Consider the following 24,064-nt stretch of genomic DNA (forward strand, 5'->3'; position numbering starts at 1 on the left):
TATAACACACTGATTTTAGGTCTGAAGCATCAAGCGTAGTAGTCGACGAGGCCGATGGGGACTGTCCGTGCCGCAACCACTGGATCACTCACATCCTCTGCCTCACCATATCCGCCCGAGCCTCCCTGAGCGCGCGCTTGAGCGGAACCATCACCACCGGTGTTAGAGGACTGATCGGAAACCGACGACTGACCCAGCTCCAGTCCCTGCTCAGCAAACATCTCCCGCAGTCGCGGCATCTGCTGTTCTATTGCATCCCTGACTGCCGGATGGGGAGAACTGAAACTGACACTGACCTGATCCTTGGCACTGACCTGTATCCGGATCTGCATAGCGCCGAGTTCTGGCGGGTCCAGCTTAATCTCCGCAACCCTCGGGCCGTATTGCGCCATCATGATCGCGCGCTGCCCCATAGCCTGACTCCATGCAGGGTCCTGCAAACGCTGCATAGCAGCCGCACTGGCCTGTGCGGCAGAGGTGGCCGACTGCGCCTGGGTTCCGACATTTACGCCCGACGAGTCGGCCGCCACCCTGGCTTCTCCACTCAACGGCGCTGAGCGCTGCACAGCATTCTGGGCAGAGCGGTCACCGTTCTCACCCGCCGCTTTTGATGGCTCTTTGGTAGTATCTGAGGCGACCAACTGCTCCATGGTGCGATGTGAACCACGAGAGTCAGACTGCCCCGTACCCGCCTGACCACCACTTGATGACCCATCCATAACGGTTATTGAAGCCTGCCCATTAGCCGGTGCTTGGGATGCCTCTGCCCGGGCGACTGAATCACGCGCACTGATTGCCCGTTCCGACGATTCCGGTGCGCGCGAGACAACAGCCACATCCACTGCCGCCTGAGCACCACCCTCGATCTCGGACACCGTCACTTCACCCTGTGGATCAGATGCGCTGGCCGATAGGGTGACCGGTTGAGCTGGATCAGGCGACTGCGCCTCGCCGCCCTGCCCGCTTGAATCCGCGTTGTCTTTTGCAACCGCAGGAGCAACCGACGCTGTGGCAACACCCTCGGCATTAGCTGATTCTGCTTCGACCGGCTCGACAGTCGGTGAAGCCTCGCCAGAACGCTCACCGACGGCTACACGCCCCTGCTCAGGCGAAACTCCCTCCGAGGCGCTGACATCCGCTTTGGCAGATTCCCCGGCCAACTGCTCACTTTTATCTGCGCGCGCAATGGAGGATACGCGCTGGCCATGATTGGCCTCGCCCTCTTCTACTGAACGGCCGCGGCCATGATTCTGTAATGCCGCCTCTCGGACATCAGACCTCGCAGCCTGCTCAGGCAGATCGGGAACACTGTTTTTAACCGCTACCCCATCGGCACCGCTCTGAGCTTCCTGGGACTCGCCTTCACTTTCTGTATCCACAACAGGGGACTGAGTGGCAACGTTTTCTTCGGCAGCGTCAGTCGAAGGGGAATCCTCCATATCAGCCTGCCCGACCTGCTCGACATCCAGATCGACTTCCAGATCAACAACCTGCTCACCTGCCGCCTCATCTGCGACCTGGTCACTACCGCCCGACAGCTGCTCAGCCTCGACAGCACCCTGCGCAGCAACATCGCCTTCGACTTCGTCCTCACCGGAGCGCGCGTCACTCCCAGAACCTCGGGCAGCAGAGCCAGTCGAGTCACCCTCTTGGGTTGCCTCCTCGTCAGCAGCAGCTTGCCGCTCCGCAGGAAGCGTTTTTCCCTCCTCCGGCAAACTTTCACCGTCCGCCCGGGCATGATCACTGCCAGCATTGCGCATCTGCTGCATCCAATGACCGAAGCTCTGCCCGGTGTCGGAGCCCTGTGAGACGGGGCCCGAATCACGCGTCGCGACTGGCGTCGACGCTACGGATACAGTCGCCACACTGATATTTGAAAGAGAGACGCTCGATGCCGGCATGGGCACTCCTCGACCTGCTACATTGGTTGCCATCGAGAAGTATTAGCAATAAAGAGGCCAGAGTTTTGGGGCAGCAGGGAGAGAGGCGAGAACACACCGGACAGACTCACCTAGATGAATGCGGAAGGCCTGTGCTGTGAGCGCTCATCCAGCTGCTGCTGAAGCCGCTTCTCGTCCAGACGCTGTTTTTCATCGACCGCCTTTTCCAGCAGCCTTTGCATTGCACGGTAATGAGCATGGGTTTTACGCCAATAGGCCTCAACCTGCTCAAGCTGAACCCGACTCTGCTTGAGCGCCTGATGTTGCTGAGACTCGGCACCACCCACCTTAGCAATAAACGCCTGATAGGTCTGGAGCTGGCCACTGGTGAGCCCACCCCGCCCGGCAGCGGTAAACTGCTGCTGATACTCAAGCTGATACGCCTTCAGCTGCTGCAAACCCTTCTCAGCTTGCTGTACACGCTGCTGGGACTCGCCCAGCAAACGCTCAGCCTCTTTTCGCTTGCGCTCGGCCAACTTCAACAACAACTTAAAGCGCTCGATTCGGCGACTCATAATGCCCTCATCCTAAACTCACGCGCCGCCGACCCGCCGGACACCGGCCACAGGCTTATTAGGTGCAGGCTGGGGCGGCGGCGTTTGCATTATAGTCGCCAACTCCTGAATCGAACGGACCATCGGCATGGGCTCCTGCATACCCTGCTGCAGGTATGCACGCAGCACAGGCATCAGGTCGATAGCCCGATCGGTTTCCGCATCACTGCCCCGACTGTAAGCGCCGACCGCTATAAGATCTTCATTCTGATGGTAACGCGCCCATATACGCTTCATCTGCATTGCCAATTGCAAGTGCGGCGGATCCACGATCTGCGGCATCGCACGACTGATCGACGCCTCGATATCAATGGCCGGATAGTGCCCCCTCTCCGCCAGGTCCCGCGACAATACGACATGACCATCCAGAATCGCACGGGCCGAATCCGCAACCGGATCCTGCTGGTCGTCGCCCTCTGTCAGCACGGTATAAAACGCGGTTACCGAACCGCCGCCGCTCTCACCGTTGCCCGCACGCTCCACAAGCTTGGGCAATTTGGCAAATACAGAGGGAGGATAACCCTTGGTCGCGGGCGGCTCGCCGACAGCAAGCGCTATTTCACGCTGAGCCTGCGCATAGCGGGTCAGTGAGTCCATCAGTAACAAAACGTTCTTGCCCTGAGCGCGGAAGTACTCGGCGATACGCGTTGCCAACTGCGCAGCCCTCAGACGCATCAGCGGCGAATCATCCGCCGGCGATGCTACGACGACAGATCTCGCCATCCCGTCCGGTCCAAGACTGTGATCGATGAACTCCCGCACCTCTCGACCACGCTCACCGATCAAGCCGACAACCGTAATTTCGGCCTCGGTATAACGCGTCATCATACCCAGCAAGACCGACTTACCAACACCACTGCCAGCGAACAGCCCCAGCCTCTGGCCTCGTCCAACCGTCAGAAGTCCATTGATGGCACGCACCCCCACATCCAGCGTTGTTTCGATAGGGTGGCGCTTAAGCGGATTGATGGTTTCCCCGGCGATAGGCACCATATCTTCGGCATCCAGCGCGCCCTTGCCATCCAATGGCCGCCCGATACCGTCGATCACCCGCCCAAGCAGACCCACGCCAACCGGCACCAGACTGGCACCCACCCGCGGGGTTACGCGCGCGCCGGGACTGAGCCCATCGACACTGTGCAGAGGCATCAGATAGATTCTGTCACCGGAAAAGCCGACCACCTCAGCCTCGGCCATCTGCCCATTCGCGATTTCAACCAGACAGTAGTCACCCAGGGCCACACGTAAACCCACCGCTTCCAGCGTCAAACCGATCAAGCGGGTAATTTGCCCTTCAGTACTGGGCCGCGGGGACTGGTAGGGGATATTCTGATAGCGGGACATTCTCCCAAGCAGCGTGCTCACGCCTCGCCACCCTGCCCGGATGAGGTCGTTGCGCCAGGAAGCAGATGCTCAAGCAACTGCATCGCCACCTGCTCAAACCGGGTTTCAACACTGGAATCCACCCGACAGGCGCCCGCCTGCAATACACAACCACCGGGTGATACCGACTCATCAGCCACCAGCTCCCAGCCTCTCTGCTGCGCGTCATGCTCGATCAGGTGACAATCATCAGGATGGAGACTGAGCACCGGGGCGCCAGCATGAGGGGGAATACAGGACAATGCTTCATTGATCGTCTCCAGCAACAGATCCGGGCGAGTGCGTAACTCTGCCCGTACAACCGCTTCGGAGAGTTGCCGAACCAACGTCACCAGCAAGCTTTCAAGCTCGGAACGCTGTTGCTCGAGTGGGCGCTGCAGCTGATCAACCACAGCTGCAAGACGGGCAACCTGCTCATCGATACGCGCGCGCCCCTCTTCAAGCCCCTGATTCAACCCTTGCTGGAAACCTTCCTCACGCCCTGCGGCCAAACCTTCGCTGCGTCCCTGCTCCAGCCCTTCGGCACGGGCGGCTTCACAGATCTCTTCCCACTGGGACAGCGTCAATTTTTCGGCGTATACCTCCTCCTCAACCACCTGCACTTCAGGTTGAGGTTCGGGCTTGCGCTTTTGGGCCAGTGCGATCAGACGCTCGTGCTCGGACTCGCTCATGTCCGGCAGACGCCAGCTGCTGGCGTCACGCACTTCGCTTGCGCGGATTCGAATCGGCTTTCGGATTTCGGATTTCATATCCTTAGATCATATCTTCACCGCCACCGCCGAGTACAATTTCTCCCTCGTCGGCCAGACGGCGTGCCACAGACAGAATCTCTTTCTGTGCCGCCTCGACCTCGCTGACACGCACAGGCCCCTTCGCCTCGAGGTCATCACGCAGCAGCTCGGCAGCACGTTTGGACATGTTCTTGAAGATCTTTTCCTGCAGCGAGGTGTCGGCACCCTTGAGCGCTACAACCAGAATATCGGTCGAGATCTCGCGCAGTATCACCTGAATACTCATGTCATCCACATCCAGCAGGTTGTCGAAGACGAACATGAGATCCTGAATCTCCTGCGCCAGCCCTTCATCGCTATCCTTGATCGCATCCATGAGTTCCGCCTCGATGGTTGAATCGAGGTAGTTCATGATATCGGCGGTATGGCGCACGCCACCAAGCGTGGTGGTCTGACTGGTACGCGTGCCACTGAACTGCGTTTCGAGCATGTCATTGAGTTCTTGCAGCGCCTGTGGCTGGATGCGATCAAGCGCGGCGATGCGCATCACCATATCGGTACGCACCTTATCGTCAAAGAAGCTGAGCACACTGGCCGCCTGATCGGGGTCGAGGTAGGCCACTACAACCGCCTGGATTTGCGGATGCTCATAACGCAGCAGCTCGGCGACCTGACGCGGATCCATCCAGCGCAGCGTATCAAGGCCCGACGTATTAGTGGTCATCAGGATGCGATCGATCAGCGTCTTGGCCTTCTCTTCGCCCAACGCCTGATTCAGCATCGCCTTGATATAGCGGTCGTTGTTGATGCCGATACCGGTCTGATCGCTGACGACACCCAGAAAATCGGTCACGACAGACTCGACACGGGATTGAGGCACATTATCGAGTTGAGTCATCGCCTCGCCGATCTTCTGTACCTCTTTGGGCCCCAGATGCTTAAGCACCTCGGCCGCATCGGATTCACCCAGACTGATCAGCAGGATCGCGGCTTTTTCAATATCGGTAAGCTCACTCACGCTCTACCACCCACTGGCGAACTGCCTGCGCTACTTTTGCCGGATCTTCGGCGACCATGCTACGGATGGCGTTAAGTTGATACTCAAAACTCTCGTTGGGCGTGGTCATCATGCTTTTATCGATACCGCCAAAGGTCACCTTGTCATCGGCGATATCGGCGCCCTCAAGCCCCTCAAGCTCCGCTGATACGTCGCCTGCCGGACCGAGTCTGATCTCATCCTTGTCAGAGCTGGAGTTGGCAAGACTCTTGAGAATCGGGCGCAATACGCCCAGCACCAGAATCAGCACAAACAGCGCCGCCATTAACTGTTTGCCAAGATCCCAAAACCAATCCTGCTGCCAGAAGGAAAGCGCCTCCTCCTGAACCTCTTCAGCCGGAACAAAGGGTGAGTTCACAACCGTTACACTATCACCGCGAACCGCAGAATAGCCTACTGCGTTCTGTACAAGAAGGCGCAGTCGCTCCAGCTCCCCTTGCTGCCACTGGGTGCGTGTCTGGGAACCATCGGCTGGGTTGATACTGACAAGATCATCCACCACCACAGCCACACTCAAGCGCTGGACACGTCCCTGCTGATGCTTGGTATAACTGACCGTACGATCAAGCTCGTAATTGCGCACAGCCTGCTCACGACTTGACCCATTGGTTCCACTTCCGGTTGCCGCCGTACCGGCGCCGTTGGCCCCAGCCCCAATCTGTTCAGGCACACTACTCGGCCCCGGTGGCTGATTGGACAGCGCGCCCGGCACCCCACCTACATCCGCACCACCTACGCGATTTTCTTCAAGGGTTTTTTCACTACGCAGCGCCGGCAGATCCGGGTTGTACATCTCGTCAGCCTGCTCGACCTGAGTAAAGTCGACCTCCGCCGACACCTCGGCACGGAAGTTACCCAGGCCCAGCACCGGCTGTAGAATGCTGTTCACGCGATTAAGCAGGGTGTCTTCAACGCTTCGAGTGTATTCAAGCTGTTTGGCGGCAAGGACCACGTCTACGTCAGCATCGCGCGTATTCAGCAACCGGCCCTTTTGGTCGACCACGGTCACATCGTTCACATCAAGCTCCGGAATACTCGACGCAACCAGATTGGCAATAGCCGCCACCTGATTGCGCTCAAGGGTACGTCCGGAGAAAAGTTCAAGAAAAACCGACGCGCGCGGTTTTCGGGAGTCACGGATAAAGACCGACTCCTTGGGAATGGCCAGATGCACCCGGGCGCTGCGCACTGCGAGCATGCTGGAGATCGTTCGCGCCAATTCGCCTTCAAGCCCGCGGCGATAGCGTGCAGTTTCCATAAACTGACTGGTGCCGAGCCCCTGCTCCTGATCGAGCAGTTCGAAACCGACTGTCTTATCGTCGGTAAAGCCGTCAGCGGCAAGCCTCAGCCGCGCCTGATGAACACGATCCTGAGGCACCAGAATAGCGCGGCCTGTGGTATCGAACTCGTAGGGAATCTGCATCTGATCGAGCTGCGCGATGACATCGTTGGCGTCGGCGAAGCTCAGATTGGAAAAGAGTACTCTGTAGTCGGGCGCCTGGGACCAGAGCACCACGGCAAATCCGATGGCAACACTGGCGGCCAAACCCACCATCAGACCGAGCTGACGCAAAATGCCCAGGCTGTTAAAGCCTGACATCCAGCCGCCTTTCGCTCCGATTTGTCCTGCCGTGTTGTCCATGCAGCCTCAAAGAAGGTTATTCAAGCGATATCAAATCGACATATTCATTATATCTTCATAGGCACTGACCAGCCGGTTACGAACCTGCGTCATCGCCTGAAAGGACACCGATGCTTTCTGCGCCTGAATCATTACCTGGGGCAGATCGACACTGGGATCTCCGAGCTCATAGGCAGTCGCCAATTTTTTGGCTTCAGCCTGTTGCGAGTTTACTTCATCGATCGCCATCTTCAGCAGATCGCCGAAACCACCTTTTTGAACCTCTTCAGACTTTTGGCCTGCAACGACCGGCTGCGGCATCTCTATCTGGCGAACACCCTGCTGAGCCTGCGCTTTCAGTTCGCGCATCTGAGCAAGCACTCCGTTGATATCGGCACGTTCGATCATGCAACACCTCTAACCTATGCGGCAATATTTTGACATTATAGATTTCAACCGCCTGGCTTCAACCTTTTACACTCGATAAAGCGACAATTTATCGTCGAATTTCGTTTTTACATTCGTTACACGCAAGTAGTAAGCAAAAAACGGGCCATAGGCCCGTTTGTTTTTTGACACACTTAAAATTCGGCCCAAGCCCCCTAATGAGTGCTAACAGGCGCCTGCCCATGCTTAAGGCGTACGTACATTAGCGCTACGGTTATTGCATCTCCCAGCGCCGTGTGCCGCTGGATAATGGGGATATCAAGCTTACTGGCAATGGTATCGAAACGAAGATCGATATCGCCGCCCACATGTTTCCATTTGATGATGTCATGATAAACATGTGAGAGCTCAATCGCCTTGTTGGGTAGCCCAAAACCATATACGGGCCGCAGAAACTTATCGATTACGCGAATATCGTAGTTTACGTAGTAGCCAAGAATAGGCCGGTTGCCAATAAAGTTAAGCAACAGATCCATCGCCTCTTCTATTTCTATACCATCGCTGAGATCGCTAGCCCGAATTTTGTGCACCTTGATCGACTCGCCCGACAAGCTCTGCGGGGGTTTCAGGCGAAGATCAAGCCGATCACTGGTCTTCACCTTGGTCCCCTGAATACGCACAGCACCAATGGAGAGGATCTCGGCCCGATTAACATCAAGACTGGTGGTTTCACAATCCAGCGAAACCACCTCATCACCGCCATAGGCTTCAAACAGCGCCGCCCAAGGGCCGTTCCGATGGGTGCGACGGTCCTGAAAGCGCCTTATTGTTCTTGGAATGATCATGCCTTACCCTCCCAGGTGATAGCGCAAGGTCAGGTGTTTCTTGAAGCTCTTTACCACCTGCAGCGCGTCTCGCAACAGGTCCCGCTCCATCTTATTCAGGCGCTCCAACTCGATCAGGTTCGGCGTGGGATCGAATCCATCCTCGCTCTCCTCGACCCGCCTCATCTGCTGCCGCAGCCGCAACTGCACGAACAGTGACAGAGCCTCCGCGATCTCCTTGCCATCTTTTTCATGCATCTGGCCAGCTTCAATAAGCGCCTCTATACGCTTGTAAGTGTTGGTCGACAATATGCGGTGTTCAAGTGCCAGCGTACGAACGCCGTGAACAATCGGGAAGATGCCTCCCTTTTTGATATCGAGCTCCGACTTGTCCTTGATATTGCCAAAGAAGGTCAACGGCGTATCGAACTCGATCGCAGCGCGTGCAAAGTGAGAGAAGAACACATCATTATTGCGTAAATGACGCAAGAACCAGTTACGCGCAACTTTGAAAAGCGCTTGGTTACCCGCCACGGGTTTGGCATCAACCGCAATGGCGAGTTTCATCTGTGCTTCACCTTCACAGGTCTCAGCCCAGTCACTCAACTTCTGCGTCCAATCGCCTACCGAATTTACCCATTCCGGGTTCGATACCATGATATTGCCGGGACAAGGTGGAAACCCAAACGAGATCAACTGCTCACTGAAACTGGCCATGGTCTTCTGCATGGTCGACCATGAAAGTCCATCACGGTAGATCAGCGCATTGTCCTGGTCAGTTTTCATGATCTGCTCGCCACGCCCTTCCGACCCCATCACGATCAGACAAACATGGGGCTGCATATCGGCCGGAATAACCAGATCAAACAGCTTTGCAATAATACGGCCGTTCATCGCCGCAAGCAGGTCCATGGTGAACCGGATCTTGACGCCTGTGGATATCAGCGCCTTGATCAGATCATTTAGCCCTTGAGCGGCTTCGCGCAGATCAGCAATCGATGATGCACGCTCAATGCGAATGCCGATAACATGCGAATGACTGGAGAAATAACTCAACACATCGGTGAGTTCGACCACACCCAGCATCGATTGGCCGCTCATGACCACGACACGCTCGATCTGCTGCTGTGTCATCATGACCAACGCGTTAAACAGATAATCGTCCGGATCCGCAGTCACCAGTCGATAAGACGCAATCTCTGCAACATCGCCGTCCAAATCCAGCTCTTTGAGCACGACCGCATCCAGCAGATCAGTTCCGGTTACCATGCCATACCGGCCGCCCTTTCGAGCTAAAACACAGTCAGCCTTGTTCTCACGCATCAAACGGGTCGCCTCTCGGATTGAGGTACCCTGCTCGACAACCAGAGGCTCTCGAATGGTCGCGCTGGTGATCTTGGACAGCATGAATTCGGCCATATCCTGGCCCTTGCCGTGCTGCGCGGCAATTTCGCTTTTGACGGTAAAATCCTGCTGAAAGTAGTCGGCAAACAACGCATTGCTCTGCATCAACTCAAGCAGTATGCGCGTCGGCAGGATATGGCAGATCGTTTCCTCGTCAGCGATAAAGTCATGAATGGCTCGCCCCCTGAGGGCCGACCAACCGCCGAAGTAATCCTCGTTCTCATAGTGCACGAATACGTGCTGCTGCTCGTCGCCCGCCTCACTTTCACGCACCTTGCCCTTCAGGATGACATGAACACCTTCCGGCACTTCACCGGCGGCGATGATCTTCTCACCCTGTTGGAAATAACCCAGATCCAGATTGGCACTTACCAGTGCCTGCTCACTTTCATCCAGCAGACTGAATGGGACATTATCCATTTTGAACGAATCAGTCATTTGATCCTCCTCGCATACACCGCCACGGAGCCTACAACCAAGGCTGCACCGAAACGGAAATGCGCGGCCTAACCAGTATAAAAAGCAGAAGGGGCACACCAACCTGTGCCGGTGCGCCCCTTCAGTTTAGAGCAACTGATTCAGAGATCAGTGTGCATGAGCTGTACCGGCACCGCGCGGGATACGGATATCCTCAACGATGTGCTGGATTTCAGCTGGCGGCGGCGGAGTCATGGAAGACACAACATAAGCCACGACGAAGTTCAGGATCATACCAACAGTACCGAAGCCCTCCGGAGAGATGCCCAGGATCCACTGGTCGGCACTGCCACCCATAAACTTGAAGTAGATGATGTATGTCATGGTGCTAACCAGACCAACCATCATGCCCGCGACAGCACCCTGAGTGTTCATGCGAGTGCTGAAGATACCCATGATAATCGCCGGGAACACAGAGGAGGCTGCCAGACCGAAGGCCAGTGCCACCACCTGAGCCACAAAGCCCGGAGGATTGATACCGAAGTAACCTGCAATCAGGATTGCAACGACTGCAGCGAGTCGCGCATACATCAGTTCCTGCTTGTCGGTGATATTCGGATTGATGGTTTTCTTCATCAAGTCGTGCGAGATAGCGGTCGAGATAACCAGCAACAGACCTGCTGCAGTCGACAGTGCTGCCGCAACAGCCCCTGCTGCAACCAGTGCGATTACCCAGTTCGGCAGCTGCGCGATCTCCGGGTTTGCCAGCACCATGATGTCGCGGTCTACGTAGACTTCGTTTACACCTTCAGTCGGGTTGGTGGTCACACGCTCACCGCTGGCACCACGACCTTCACCGAAGGCAGGCTTGCCAGCGAACGCATCGCCCGCAGAGTAGTGCACTTTGCCGTCGCCGTTTTTGTCGGTCCACGCGATCAGGCCGGCGTTTTCCCAGTTTTTGAACCAGGACGGCATTTCAGCGTATTCGACACCTGCGTTGTCCTGACCGTTGATGGTCTGGATCAGGTTTACACGACCGAAACCGGCTACCGCAGGTACGGTGGTGTACAGAATAGCGATGAAGATCAGTGCCCAACCAGCAGACAGACGCGCATCTTTAACACGCGGCACAGTGAAGAAACGTACGATTACGTGCGGCAGACCCGCAGTACCGCACATCAGCGCAGCGGTCAGGAAGAAGATATCGATCGTGGTTTTCTTGCCTGCGGTGTACTCGGCAAAGCCCAGCTCCACGGACAGCTCGTTCAGCGTAGTCAGAACTGACTTGCCGTTTTCCAGAGTCGCGCCCAGACCCGTCTGTGGCAGGAAGTGGCCGGTTACCTGCATGGACAGGAAGATCGCCGGAACCATGAATGCCAGGATCAGTACGCAGTACTGAGCCACCTGGGTGTAGGTGATACCTTTCATACCGCCGAGTACGGCGTAGAAGAACACGATCGCCATACCGATGATAACACCGGTATTGATATCCACGTGCAGGTAGCGGGAGAACACGATACCAACACCGCGCATCTGGCCTGCCACATAAGTGAAGGAGATAACGATGGTGCAGATAACGGCAATCGTACGTGCAGTGTTGGAGTAGTAACGGTCACCGACGAAGTCAGGCACTGTGAACTTGCCGAACTTGCGCAGGTAAGGCGCCAACAGCATCGCCAGCAGCACATAGCCGCCAGTCCAGCCCATCAGATAAGCGGTACCGTCACGGCCGATGAATGAAACGATACCGGCCAGAGAGATAAACGATGCAGCCGACATCCAGTCAGCGGCAGTCGCCATACCGTTAGCAATCGGCGGTACACCGCCCCCTGCTACGTAGAACTCTTTAGTTGAACCCGCACGCGCCCATATCGCGATCCCGATATAGAGTGCGAACGACCCCCCGATGAAAAGGTATGTGAGCAGATCAAGACTCATAGTGAGCGTCCTTCGTACTTATTGTTATTCGTGAACGTCATACTTCTCGTCGAGCTTGTTCATGCTGAACACGTATGCCCAGATCAGCCCGAGGAAGACGTAGATTGAACCCTGTTGAGCGAACCAGAACCCCAGCGGGAAGCCGAAGAACTGAATCTTATCCAGAGCGTCAACGAACAGGATGCCGCACCCGTAGGAGACGACAAACCAGATCACAAGGTAAGTCATGATGATACGCAGGTTCTCTTTCCAATAAGCCTGCGCATTACTGATGTTGCTAGACATGGCACCATCCTTTCTATTGTTTTTATTCAAGACATGGAAGCAGACACGATGAATCTAACAAAGGCGCCGCGAGATAAAATCCCCGACTTTAGTCTGACTCATATTGTCTACAATCCGGCCCTAAGCGCTGCAACCCCACACGCCAGTGGCGTCAGCCTCACAATAGTGCGGCGACCGGGGAAAAAACAACCTAGACCAAGGTCTTAGGGTATTTATTAGCGAAGTTCTCGGGCATTGCGTCCCTCGACTCCCTCGAGCAGCCAGGGCAGGTTACACTGGCAGTATGAATTTTCTTTGATGAGCGGAAAGTGTCGACATGTTATCGGGCTGGACCATCATTCTGATCTCCCTTGGCTACCTTTGCCTACTGTTCGCGCTGGCCTATTACGGCGACAAAAGCAGTGCGGGCAAACAGTGGGCCAGCAACCCCTGGGTATACTCGTTATCGCTAGCCGTGTACTGCTCCTCATGGACGTTTTACGGCGCTGTCGGCAGGGCTGCCTCCACCGGCTGGGAGTTCATGGCCACCTATCTGGGACCTGCTCTGGTCTTTCTGTTTGCCTGGCGGATCATCGAAAAGATCATCCTGATCAGCAAACAGCAGAACATCACGTCGATATCGGACTTCATCTCCTCACGATACGGCAAGAGCCAGTCTCTTGCCGTCCTGGTCACCATCATCGCCGTACTGGGCACGATTCCCTACATCGCACTGCAGCTGAAAGCAGTCGCGATCAGTTACAACGCACTGGCCCCGGGCGCCACCGAAGCGCTGAGCAAAGGCAGCGATACCGCTCTGTTCGTAGCCCTTGCGATGGCGGTCTTCGGCATTCTGTTCGGGACACGCCACATCGATGCCACAGAGCACCATGAGGGCTTGGTGCTCGCGGTGGCGTTCGAGTCGATCATCAAACTTGCGGCATTTTTCTCCATCGGTCTCTTCGTCACCTTCGGTCTCTTTGGTGGCATTGACGGCCTGGTCGAGAACATCAAACTGGAGCTGCGCGACAACGCCAATTTCAGCTCTTTGTTCGGTGGCAGTTTTTTGACGGAAGTGCTGCTGGCCTGCGGCGCCGCCATCTGCCTGCCCCGCCAGTTCCATGTCACTATCGTTGAAAACACCCGCAGCCAAAATCTGCGCACCGCCCGCTGGGTCTTTCCGCTCTACCTCTTACTGCTTTCTTTATTCGTCCTGCCGATTGCCACCGGCGGCTTGAACTACTTCGGCCAAAGCGGAGTAGATGCCGATACCTTCGTGCTGATGCTGCCGCTGGCCGAAGGCCGGGAATACTTGGCTACATTTGCCTTTATCGGTGGACTATCGGCAGCGACAAGCATGGTGATCGTCGCGAGCATCACGCTGGCAACCATGGTTTGCAACGACATTGTCATTCCGGTGTTGCTACGCATTCCCCAGCTGCGACTGTCCGAGTCCTCGGATCTGGGCGCCTTACTGCTACGGGTGCGCCGCGTGACCATTATCACGCTGCTTCTACTGGGCTATTTTTACTACCGCATACTCGGTGAACAGGGCTCTCTTGCATCATTCGGCCTGCTCGCATTCGTGGCCGCCATCCAGTTCCTGCCGGCAATCCTCGGTGGTATCTACTGGAAACGCGGGAATAGGCATGGTGTCCTGGCAGGTCTGTGTGCAGGCTTCCTGCTCTGGCTGTATACCCTTGTACTGCCGTCTATGCAGACCGCCCAACTGATACCGACCTACCTACTCGAAAGCAGCTGGATGACACCGGAGTGGATCTCGCCAACATCGCTGTTCGGTATCTCCTTCCTTGATCCACTCAGCCACGGCGTCTTCTGGAGCCTTAGCCTTAACACCGTGTTGTACGTGCTGATTTCGATGCTGACCAGTCAACGCCTTGTCGACCGTATTCAAGCAAGCGCGTTCACCAACGTACACGCCAAAGGCTTCTCAGAGCCCGGCCGCCTGACCAGCCAGGTCACGGTAGGCGATCTCCAGATGCTTACAGAGCGCTTCCTTGGCATCAGCCGCACACAGCATGCATTTACCGGTTTCGCACTGCAGCGCGGAGAGGAGCCAGCCCTGCCCGGCAGCAAGGCAACACCCGAGCTTATTCAGTACACCGAGCGCCTGCTTGCCGGCGCAATCGGCTCGTCCTCAGCCCGCATCGTCATGGACTCAACGTTGCGCGGCAAGGAGATGGAGATCGGCGATGTTGTCGCCATCGTAGACGAGGCCTCCCAGGCGCTCAGGTTTAACCGTTCGCTGCTGCAGTCCACCATCGAGAACATCAGCCTGGGGATAAGCGTGGTTGATCAGCGCATGCGACTGGTAGCCTGGAACCAGCGCTACATCGACATGTTCAACTATCCGGACGGACTGGTCTGCGTTGGTCGACCTATCGAGGAGATCTTTCGCTACAACGCCGTACGCGGCGAATACGGCATGAGCAGCGGCAGCATCGACGAACAGGTAGCCGAACGCCTCTCTCTGCTCAGTTCAGGCCAACCTCATGGACTCGAACGATACCGCCCGGATGGCACCGTACTCGAAGTGCGCGGCAACCCGATGCCCAACGGCGGCTACGTCAACACCTACATGGATATTACCCAGCACAAACGCACCGAGGAGGCACTTCGCGAAAGTGAGCAAAACGTACGGATATACACCGATAATGTGCCGGTTCTGATCGCCTATCTGGACCCCGACCGCAACTTTCTGTTCGTCAACAAGGCCTATGCCGACGCGTTTGGGATCGACCGGCACACCATTGCCGGCACCCCCTCACACAAGATCCTGCCCAAGGATGAACACGAGCAGCGTCAGCACTATATACGCAAAGTGCTCGCGGGTGAGCGCCAGCGCTTTGAAACGCGCATGCCCACGCGCGACGGCTCAACCCGTTATGCAGAGGTCACATACATACCGCATATCGGTGAATATGGTGATGTTTTAGGCTACTTCACGCTCTATCAGGACATAACCGAACGCCGTAACGCCGAGATCGCACTACAGGAAACCAACGAAAATCTTGAACAGCGCGTCCGTGAGCGTACCCATGCGCTATCGGTTGTAAACAAAGAGCTACGCAAGGAAAACACCATACGCGCGTTGATGGAGGATGAGCTCAGACAGGCAAAATCCGACGCGGAAGCGGCCAACCTGGGCAAAACCCGCTTCCTGGCCGCTGCCAGCCACGACCTGCTGCAACCGCTCAATGCGGCGCGCCTGTTCACCTCGGCACTGGCACAGCAAAGCCACCAACCCGAAACCAGCCAGCTGGTGGAGAACCTTGACAACGCGCTGAGAGCCGCCGAGGAGCTGATCACCGCCCTGCTCGATATTTCCAAGCTGGACGCCGGTGCGCTGGAACCTAACTTTAGTCATTTCGCACTGGATGCCCTGTTCCAGAACCTGACCACAGAATTCACAGCGGTAGCCAAGGAGAAGGGACTGAACTTCCACCACGTCAACTGCAAACAGGTCGTGCATTCTGATCAGGCGCTGCTGCGCCGCGTGCTGCAAAATTTCCTGTCCAATGCCATTCGCTACACGGCAAAAGGCAAGGTACTGCTGGGTGCCCGTCACGTTGGCGATCAGCTGCGACTCGAAGTGTGGGATACAGGCGTCGGCATCCCCGAGAGCAAGCTCAGCGAGGTGTTTGAAGAGTTCCGTCGTATCGACAACCCCAAACACAGCGAGGTCAAGGGGCTTGGCTTGGGACTGGCGATTACCGAACGTATCGCCCGCATGCTGGGCCACCACATCAGCGTGCGCTCCTGGCCGGGCCAGGGCACCGTGTTCAGCATTACTGTTCCGTTGGGCGATGCCAGCCGAGCTGAGCGGCCAAAACCAGAACATCGGGGCTGGATTCGCAGCAAAGGGCTCAACGGCATACGGGTTCTGGTCATCGACAACGAGCCGAAGATTCTGGAAGGGATGTCCGCCCTGCTTCAGGGCTGGTCCTGCGAGGTGCGTACTGCACTATCAGGCATTGCTGCGCTGGATGTGACCGACAACAGCGACTGGGTGCCGGATATCATCCTTGCCGACTACCACCTGGGGGAAACCGAGACCGGCCTTATGGCACTGGCACAACTCTCTTCCTGCTGGAGCAAACCAGTGCCGGCGATCGTCATCACCGCCGACAGAACTGACGAGGTGACTCAGAAGATTCGCGACGCCGGTGCGCACCTGTTGAACAAGCCCGTAAAACCCGCAGCACTGCGCGCGCTGATCAATAAGTTGATCGCCACCGCACGCACCTGAGTAATCACGACAAAAAAGGCGATGCTCCTGAATATCGCCTTTTTCACTTCATTATGTCGAATTCAGACGGCGGGCTTGGGCAGTTCGACACCCAGACGCTGAGCTGCGATAACCGCTTGCGTACGGCTGTGAACACCGAGTTTGCGAAGAATCGCCGTGACATGAGCCTTGATGGTAGCCTCCGACACACTCAGCTCATAGGCAATCTGCTTGTTCAACAAGCCTTCCGTCAGCATGGTCAGCACCCTGAACTGCTGTGGCGTCAGTGACGCCAGGGCGGCAGCAAACTTCTGATCCTCTTCGGTTACCAGATCGTCCAGACTGTCAGAAATCTCCTGCGGTAACCACTCATCCCCCTGCAGCACCGCTGCAATCGCTTCGGATATTACCTCGAGCGGAGCGGACTTCGGGATAAAACCGGACGCGCCAAAATCGATGGCGCGCTTCATCACCTGAGGTTCTTCGCTGCCGGATACAACCACAACCGGAATCCCCGGATGTTGCCCGCGCAAAAAGACCAACCCCGAGAAGCCCTGAGCACCGGGCATATGGATATCAAGAAGTACGAGATCGGCGTCAACGTGAGCCTCCACCGTCTCTTGTACCGCTGCCAGCGTGTCAGCCTCTAGAATGGTGACACCGGGCACGGCCTGAGTGACCGCCTGCTTCAGAGCCGCTCGAAATAGCGGATGATCGTCGGCGATTATGATTTTCTGGGCCAGCTGCATGCGAATCCCCCTCTGCCTGCGACCCCTGCGGGATCTCAAACTGATTCCAGATATAACTGGTCCGGAATCATATCAGGAAACCCACACTGCTGATAATGAAACTGGACACTCTAGAGTTGCAGTATACGGAAAAATAACGAAAAAACGCCCCGATGCCGAAGCACCGGGGCGTTTTTAAGATCGCCCCTAAATAACGGGGGATCGAACCGTGTATTTAACCCTTGCGGTTCATGCGATGTTCGATCAGATCGTCAACGACTGTCGGATCGGCCAGCGTAGAGGTATCGCCCAGCGCACCGAAATCATCCTCGGCGATCTTGCGCAGAATACGGCGCATAATCTTGCCCGAACGTGTTTTCGGCATACCCGGCGCGAACTGGATCAGATCCGGCGAAGCGATCGGGCCGATCTCTGAACGCACCCAATTGCGCAGTTCCTTCATCAACTCATCACTCTGCTCGAAGCCCGACTGCAGGGTGACATAGACGTAGATACCCTGTCCCTTGAGTTCGTGCGGGTAACCCACCACTGCTGCCTCGGCAACAGCCGGATGCGCAACCAGTGCGGATTCGACCTCTGCCGTACCCATGCGGTGACCGGAGACGTTGATCACGTCATCCACACGACCGGTGATCCAGTAGTAACCGTCCGCATCGCGACGGGCACCGTCACCTGTGGTGTAGTAGCCCTTGAAGCTGGTGAAGTAGGTCTGAACGAAGCGGTCATGATCGCCCCAGATGGAGCGGCTCTGACCCGGCCAGGAGTCCTTGATCACCAGGTTACCCTCGGTGGCACCTTCGAGCTCATTGCCTTCGTTATCCACCAGAGCCGGCTGAACACCGAAGAACGGACGGGTCGCAGAGCCCGGCTTGGTAGCCGTCGCGCCCGGCAATGGCACGATCATGATGCCGCCGGTTTCCGTCTGCCACCAGGTATCGACGATCGGGCACTTACCCTTGCCGACTACGCGGTTGTACCACTCCCAGGCTTCCGGGTTGATCGGCTCACCCACTGAACCAAGCAGTTTCAGAGACGACAGATCGGAGTCACCCAATACGTCTTCACCCTGCTGCATCAGCGCGCGAATAGCCGTAGGTGCTGTGTAGAACTGATTGACCTTGTGCTTCTCGATAACACGACCGAAACGGCTGTTATCCGGATAGCTCGGCACGCCTTCGAACATCACCGTGGTCGCGCCGTTGGCCAGCGGTCCGTAAACAATGTAGCTGTGGCCGGTCACCCAACCCACGTCAGCGGTACACCAGTAGATGTCACCTTCGTGGTAGTCAAAGACATACTGGTGGGTCATGGACGCATAGACCATGTAACCGCCAGTGGTGTGCTTGAGCCCTTTCGGAGCACCGGTAGAACCGGAAGTGTAGAGGATGAACAGCGGCGCTTCCGCTTCCATCTCTTCTGCCGGGCAGTCAGTCGATGCTGCTGCGACAGCCTCTTCGTACCACAGGTCACGACTGTCATCCCAGGCGACGTCTTTATCGACACGCTTGACGACCACAACCTTCTCGGCACAGGCCGCAGCCCCCGGGTGCTTCAACGCTTTATCAACGTTCTCTTTCAGCGGAACGACCTTGCCACCGCGCAGCGAGTAGTTGGAAGTGATAACCAACTTGGATTTGGCACCCTCGATACGGGCAGCCAGCGCCTCCGGCGAGAAACCGCCGAATACGATGGAGTGCACGGCACCGATGCGTGCGCACGCCAGCATGGCAACGGCCGCTTCCGGAATCATCGGCAGATACAGTGTGACCACGTCACCCTTTTCAATGCCCTGTGCCTTGAGCACATTGGCGAAACGGCAGACACGCTCATGCAGGTCGCGGTAGGTAATTTTTTCATCTTCGCTGGGATCGTCGCCTTCCCAGATGATGGCCACCTGGTCGCCCCGTGTTTCGAGATGACGGTCCAGACAGTTGTAGGAGGCATTCAGCGTGCCGTCCTCAAACCATTTGATCGATACGTTATGCGGATCGAAGGAGGTATTTTTGACTTTGGCGTACGGTTTAAACCAGTCCAGTCGCTTACCCTGCTCGCCCCAGAAGGTATCCGGATCGTTGATCGACTGATCGTACATGGCAGCATATTTTTCGCTGTCGGCATGTGCGTTGGCAACGAACGCCGGATCTGCCGGGTAGACTTTCTCTTCACTCATTGTGATGCCCCTAGCCTTGGAAATTTGTTGTTATACGGTTCGCGGAACGGCCTGTTATTGTTGCTCTTGAATGCGGCCGTGTGAGTAGACTCAACCTGCTTAACGTTATACTTGAGCGGCACTTCATCCCTGAATTAGACATTGGTCTATCGATTGTTAGACTAAAGAACTGCTGGCTTTCGAGTTTGTAAACACTCACATACTTTCTAAATTCCCGTCACCGCACCTCGCAGTATAGTCATAATCGCTGCCGATTCATGACTGACTAGAATTCGATCCCCTCTTCCCGCATCCGCGCCAGTTTGTAGCGCAGGGTGCGTGGGCTAATCCCCAGCTTCTCGGCAGCATCCTTTCGGCTGCCGTTGCAGGCATTGAGCGCATCCAGAATTAGCTGATACTCCCTTTGACGCAAATCCTGCCCCAATACCCCACCAGCCTCTTCCGACAGCACCTCTTCAGCAGTAACTGCAGGCCTCGCACGCTCGGCCGAGCCCAAAGGTATGGAACCTCCGGCAAGATGCAGGTCTGGTGTATCGATCAAGTTAGCGGGCTGCAGAATCAGTGCGCGCTGAATCGCATTGTCCAGCTCACGCACGTTGCCGGGCCAGCCGTGGTCTCGCAATGCGGCCTCTGCCGAAGCGGTCAGCTGCGCGCGCGGACGCTTCATCTTGTTGCAATGACGCAGCAGAATCCGCTTGGCCAGCGGAACAATATCCTCACGCCGCTCTCGCAACGGCTGCCACTGAAGGGGAAACACATTCAGCCGGTAGTAGAGATCCTCGCGGAAACGCCCTTCGGCCACGTAATCTTCCAGCTTGCGGTTGCTGGTGGCCAGCACACGCACATCCAGTGAAATCGTCTTGCGCCCCCCGATACGCTCGACCTCCTGCTCCTGTAGCACTCGTAGAAGTTTGGCCTGCAAACCGAGGTCCATCTCACTGATTTCATCCAGCAGCAGTGTCCCGCCGTCGGCCTGCTCGAACTTGCCGGGCGCGCTCGTATAGGCCCCGGTGAATGCGCCCTTTTCGTGCCCGAAGAGCGTCGCTTCCAGCATGTTTTCCGGTATTGCTGCACAGTTGATGGCGACAAAAGGTTGACGCGCACGGCCTGAATGATCGTGGATGTAGCGCGCCAGCACCTCCTTGCCCGTACCCGACTCGCCGGTAATCAACACTGTCGAATCAGTCTGCGCCACACGTTGCGCCAACTGTAGCAGTTGCCGGCTTCCCGGGGACTCCGCCACCGGCGCCTCCCTCTGACCCTCCACCCGTGCGCCTCCAGCGTGGCTGCGCACTAACTCGATCAGCTGCTCGGGTTCAAAGGGCTTCATCAGGTAGTCGACAGCGCCATTGCGGATTGCATCCACTGCACGCTCCACCTGACCGAAGGCGGTAATCAGCGCCACCGGCATACCGGGGTGAGTCTGGCGCAGCTGCTTAAGCAGCTCATGACCATCCATACCCGGCATGTTGACATCAGACACCACCATATCCGCACTCTGCCGCTTCAGTAGCTCCAGCGCCTCATCTCCGTTACTCGCCAACAGATAGGCGATATCGGCCAGCTCCAGCGTGTCCGCCAGTGCCTCGCGCAGCTCCAGATCATCTTCCACTATCAGTACACAGGGGCTCATATTCGTCATCCGTCTCTCTTAATCGAGCGTAATGGAGGGTAGCAGGAAAGTGGCACAAGTCCCCTCGCCCGGGGTGGAATTCAGATGGAACTCGCCGTGGTGCGCGCGTGCAATCACCTGAGCAACCGCCAGCCCTAGCCCAGTACCGTGGGATTTGGTGGTATAGAAGGGTTCCAGCGCGTGTTTCAGCTGTTCCGGTGTCATACCCGGCCCATCGTCCTCCACATCCAGACGCAACCACTGCGCCTGTCGGCTCAAACGGATCCGCAGCTCTGCGCCCTGACCACAGGCCTGCAGCGCGTTGTTCACCAGGTTCAACACCGCCCCAAGTAGCGCCTCCAGATTGCACTGGACACAAAGATCCGGCACCTCGTTGATGAAACTGCAATCAGCATCAGCAGCCGCCAGCGGCGTATCCAACAGATCGTCGATACGGGCGACTAGCTCGGCGGCACTGACCCGGTTATCAAGACTGGTTTCGCCCCGCGCGAAGATCAGCATGTCCCGGACCTGCTGCTCAAGATGGGTCAGGCGCGACTTGACCTTACCGGCGAAGCGGATCCTTTGCTCATCACTGATGGTCGGCGCCGTCAGGTGGCTGGCGTAGAGCAGCGCCGCACTCAAAGGCGTGCGCACCTGATGCGCCAGCGACGCCATCATCCGCCCCATCTCCGAAAGACGCTGGTAGTGAGAGAGCTTCTGCTGCAGAAGACGGGTGTCGGTCTGGTCCGAGACAAACACCAGCTGCCCTGGCTCGCCCTCCAAGGCACGGGTGGCAAGGCTCACGCGGCGGCCGTTTTTCAGCGAAACCTCGTGGCCATCATCAGGACGGGGGGCAAAGCAGCTATTGATCACATCTACCCAACGGCGATTGAACAGATCGACGCCCAGCAACGCCTGCGCGGCCGGGTTACACTCGGTTACCAATCCTCTGTTGCCGATTACCAGCACCCCGCTGGGCATCTGGTCGATCAGTCTGCGCAGACGCTGGGCGGCGCGCTGCTCCTCACGTAGCTGCGCAACTTCGTGCTCCAGTTCGGCGATACGCTCAGCACTGTTCATCGCCGCTCGATCCCATACTTGCGCATCTTTTCAACGAGCGTGGTGCGCCGCACCCCCAGCTCATCGGCAGCCCTTGCCACCACATTCCCGCAACGCTCCAGAGCCTGATAGATCAAGGAGCGTTCGAGTTTTTCGAGGAACGCCTTGAGCTCGATCCCCTGCTCGGGCAACTCCACATCGTCGCTCGCGCTGGCAACGGGTGTCGGTATAGCGTCTGCCGCCGAGCCGGGTGTTCGTTCGCCCGCATCCGCCGGGTCAAGCACCTCGTAACGGGAGGGGTCCGGTTCATCCACGTGGCGGAACTTAGGCGGCAACTCGGATACGCCGACCACTCCACCGGGGTGGATGATCGCCAGCCGTTCCAACAGGTTGGCCAACTCACGCACATTACCGGCCCAGGGGTGACGCAACAGCGACTCCATCGCCGACGGATGGAAACGGTAGCCCCCCATCCCCTGCTCCTTTAGCCGGGCGATCAGCGCATTAACCAGTAGCGGCAGGTCATCCAACCGCTCGCGTAACGGCGGCATTTCGATCGGGAACACATTGAGCCGATAGTAGAGATCCTCGCGAAACTCTCCCGCATCAATCATCGACTCCAGATCCTTGTGGGTCGCCGCCACCACCCTCACATCAGCATCGATGGTGCGGTTTCCCCCCACCCGTTCAAATTGCCGCTCCTGCAACACGCGCAGCAGCTTCACCTGCATCGGCAGCGGCATATCGCCGATCTCGTCTAGAAACAGTGTGCCGCCCTGGGCCAGTTCGAAACGCCCGGCCCGGCTGGAGATCGCCCCGGTGAACGCACCCTTCTCATGCCCGAACAGTTCGCTCTCCAGCAGCTCCCCTGGGATCGCGCCGCAGTTCACCGGCACAAAGGGGCCATTACAGCGTGAGGAGTGTTCATGCAGGCAGCGAGCCACCACCTCTTTCCCCGTGCCGGACTCGCCGGTGATCATTACGTTGATATCGCGTGCCGCAACCTGAATGATCAGCCGCTTCACCTCACGGATAGACCCGCTCTGACCAACCAGCTCATCCAGCCCGCTCACCGCATCATCTGCGTTGGATGCATTGAACACATAACAGCGATGCAACAGATCCAGCATAGCGCTGTAAGTGAATGGCGGTTCCAGCCGCCCAAGAATACCGGAAGGGGAAAACTGCTCAGGCGAGAGCTCGTGCCAATCGCACACCAGCACTTTGGGCAGCATACGACCATGAGCATCGAGTTCCGCTATCAGCTTGTTCAACGAGATCGGCAAGCTGCTTTCGCCCAGCAACACACCAACGATTCCACTGAGTTCAACGCTCTTGCCCTGCTGCAGCCAGGTCACGAAGTCAAAATCATGACACTCCAGTTCAAGGAACTCACAACAGCGATGGAGCTCCGTTCGGCGCTCGGCGTCGTCATCGATGATGAGTATGTGCAGTCCGCTTGTGTGCATGGGCCGAGGCATGGGTTATATCCAGTATGCGTCATTATTCTGACAAAGGTACTGAATAGCGGAGATATGTCAAGAGTTTGACGTCTTCAATTCATCGATTGAGGCTCCTTCAAGAAAAGCTCTACCTAACTCAATGGCAACCAGAGACTCCTAAACAATTTCCTAAAGAACGACACTTTTTTATTACAGTTTTCACCTCTCTTGCCGCTACCCGCATTAAGCCGGAAGGCATC

The 24,064-nt window shown here is 56.9% G+C and carries 17 protein-coding genes; 1 reads left to right on the plus strand and 16 read right to left on the minus strand.

What is annotated here, in order from left to right; translation table 11 throughout:
• Positions 1-29: 29 nt before the first annotated feature.
• From ADIMK_RS07700 to ADIMK_RS07750, 11 genes are all read right to left on the minus strand, one after another.
• Entirely contained in the window at positions 30-1,901 is a 1,872-nt protein-coding gene (locus tag ADIMK_RS07700) for a flagellar hook-length control protein FliK (RefSeq protein WP_036185864.1), read from the minus strand.
• A 110-nt stretch (positions 1,902-2,011) separates the two neighbouring features.
• Positions 2,012-2,455, minus strand: a complete 444-nt coding sequence (gene fliJ, locus ADIMK_RS07705; RefSeq protein WP_036185866.1) for a flagellar export protein FliJ — start codon at positions 2,453-2,455, stop codon at positions 2,012-2,014.
• Between the two features lie 18 nt (positions 2,456-2,473).
• Positions 2,474-3,859, minus strand: coding sequence for a flagellar protein export ATPase FliI (gene fliI, locus ADIMK_RS07710; RefSeq protein WP_036185867.1), 1,386 nt, complete (start codon positions 3,857-3,859; stop codon positions 2,474-2,476).
• On the minus strand, positions 3,856-4,626 hold the full coding sequence (locus tag ADIMK_RS21305; RefSeq protein ID WP_051692677.1) for a flagellar assembly protein FliH: 771 nt from the start codon (positions 4,624-4,626) through the stop codon (positions 3,856-3,858). Before ADIMK_RS21305 ends, fliI begins: the two co-directional genes overlap by 4 nt.
• A 4-nt stretch (positions 4,627-4,630) precedes the next feature.
• Positions 4,631-5,626 carry a flagellar motor switch protein FliG gene (gene fliG, locus ADIMK_RS07720; protein WP_036185870.1) on the minus strand — a complete coding sequence of 332 codons (996 nt, stop codon included), beginning with the start codon at positions 5,624-5,626 and terminating at the stop codon, positions 4,631-4,633.
• Positions 5,619-7,307, minus strand: a complete 1,689-nt coding sequence (fliF, locus tag ADIMK_RS07725) for a flagellar basal-body MS-ring/collar protein FliF (protein ID WP_036185872.1) — start codon at positions 7,305-7,307, stop codon at positions 5,619-5,621. The genes fliG and fliF overlap by 8 nt, the downstream gene beginning before the upstream one ends.
• Positions 7,308-7,337: 30 nt before the next feature.
• On the minus strand, positions 7,338-7,694 hold the full coding sequence (gene fliE, locus ADIMK_RS07730) for a flagellar hook-basal body complex protein FliE (RefSeq protein ID WP_036185874.1): 357 nt from the start codon (positions 7,692-7,694) through the stop codon (positions 7,338-7,340).
• A 194-nt stretch (positions 7,695-7,888) separates the two neighbouring features.
• On the minus strand, positions 7,889-8,518 hold the full coding sequence (locus tag ADIMK_RS07735; protein ID WP_036185876.1) for a 3'-5' exonuclease: 630 nt from the start codon (positions 8,516-8,518) through the stop codon (positions 7,889-7,891).
• A 3-nt stretch (positions 8,519-8,521) separates the two neighbouring features.
• Positions 8,522-10,339, minus strand: a complete 1,818-nt coding sequence (locus tag ADIMK_RS07740) for a putative nucleotidyltransferase substrate binding domain-containing protein (protein ID WP_036185882.1) — start codon at positions 10,337-10,339, stop codon at positions 8,522-8,524.
• A gap of 147 nt (positions 10,340-10,486) precedes the next feature.
• Positions 10,487-12,256, minus strand: a complete 1,770-nt coding sequence (locus ADIMK_RS07745) for a sodium:solute symporter family protein (RefSeq protein WP_036185884.1) — start codon at positions 12,254-12,256, stop codon at positions 10,487-10,489.
• A 24-nt stretch (positions 12,257-12,280) separates the two neighbouring features.
• Entirely contained in the window at positions 12,281-12,541 is a 261-nt protein-coding gene (locus tag ADIMK_RS07750; protein ID WP_036185885.1) for a DUF4212 domain-containing protein, read from the minus strand.
• A 316-nt stretch (positions 12,542-12,857) separates the two neighbouring features.
• On the opposite strand from ADIMK_RS07750, the gene ADIMK_RS07755 reads away from it, so the two are divergent.
• Entirely contained in the window at positions 12,858-16,790 is a 3,933-nt protein-coding gene (locus ADIMK_RS07755; RefSeq protein WP_036185887.1) for a hybrid sensor histidine kinase/response regulator, read from the plus strand.
• Positions 16,791-16,852: 62 nt separating this feature from the next.
• Here ADIMK_RS07755 and ADIMK_RS07760 read toward each other — a convergent pair whose 3' ends face one another.
• The 5 genes from ADIMK_RS07760 to ADIMK_RS07780 form a co-directional block, all read right to left on the minus strand.
• The gene (locus ADIMK_RS07760; RefSeq protein ID WP_036185889.1) at positions 16,853-17,518 is read right to left on the minus strand and encodes a response regulator transcription factor; all 666 of its coding nucleotides are present in this window, start codon (positions 17,516-17,518) and stop codon (positions 16,853-16,855) included.
• 214 nt (positions 17,519-17,732) lie between these two features.
• Positions 17,733-19,688, minus strand: coding sequence for an acetate--CoA ligase (gene acs / locus ADIMK_RS07765; protein WP_036185892.1), 1,956 nt, complete (start codon positions 19,686-19,688; stop codon positions 17,733-17,735).
• A gap of 265 nt (positions 19,689-19,953) precedes the next feature.
• Positions 19,954-21,321, minus strand: coding sequence for a sigma-54-dependent transcriptional regulator (locus ADIMK_RS07770; protein WP_036185893.1), 1,368 nt, complete (start codon positions 21,319-21,321; stop codon positions 19,954-19,956).
• An 18-nt stretch (positions 21,322-21,339) separates the two neighbouring features.
• Complete coding sequence (locus ADIMK_RS07775; protein ID WP_036185895.1) at positions 21,340-22,383, minus strand: sensor histidine kinase; 1,044 nt, start codon at positions 22,381-22,383, stop codon at positions 21,340-21,342.
• Entirely contained in the window at positions 22,380-23,843 is a 1,464-nt protein-coding gene (locus ADIMK_RS07780; protein WP_081849713.1) for a sigma-54 dependent transcriptional regulator, read from the minus strand. Before ADIMK_RS07780 ends, ADIMK_RS07775 begins: the two co-directional genes overlap by 4 nt.
• Between the last annotated feature and the right edge of the window lie 221 nt (positions 23,844-24,064).

This window comes from Marinobacterium lacunae, assembly GCF_000705555.1.
Classification (GTDB): Bacteria; Pseudomonadota; Gammaproteobacteria; order Pseudomonadales; family Balneatricaceae; genus Marinobacterium_D; species Marinobacterium_D lacunae.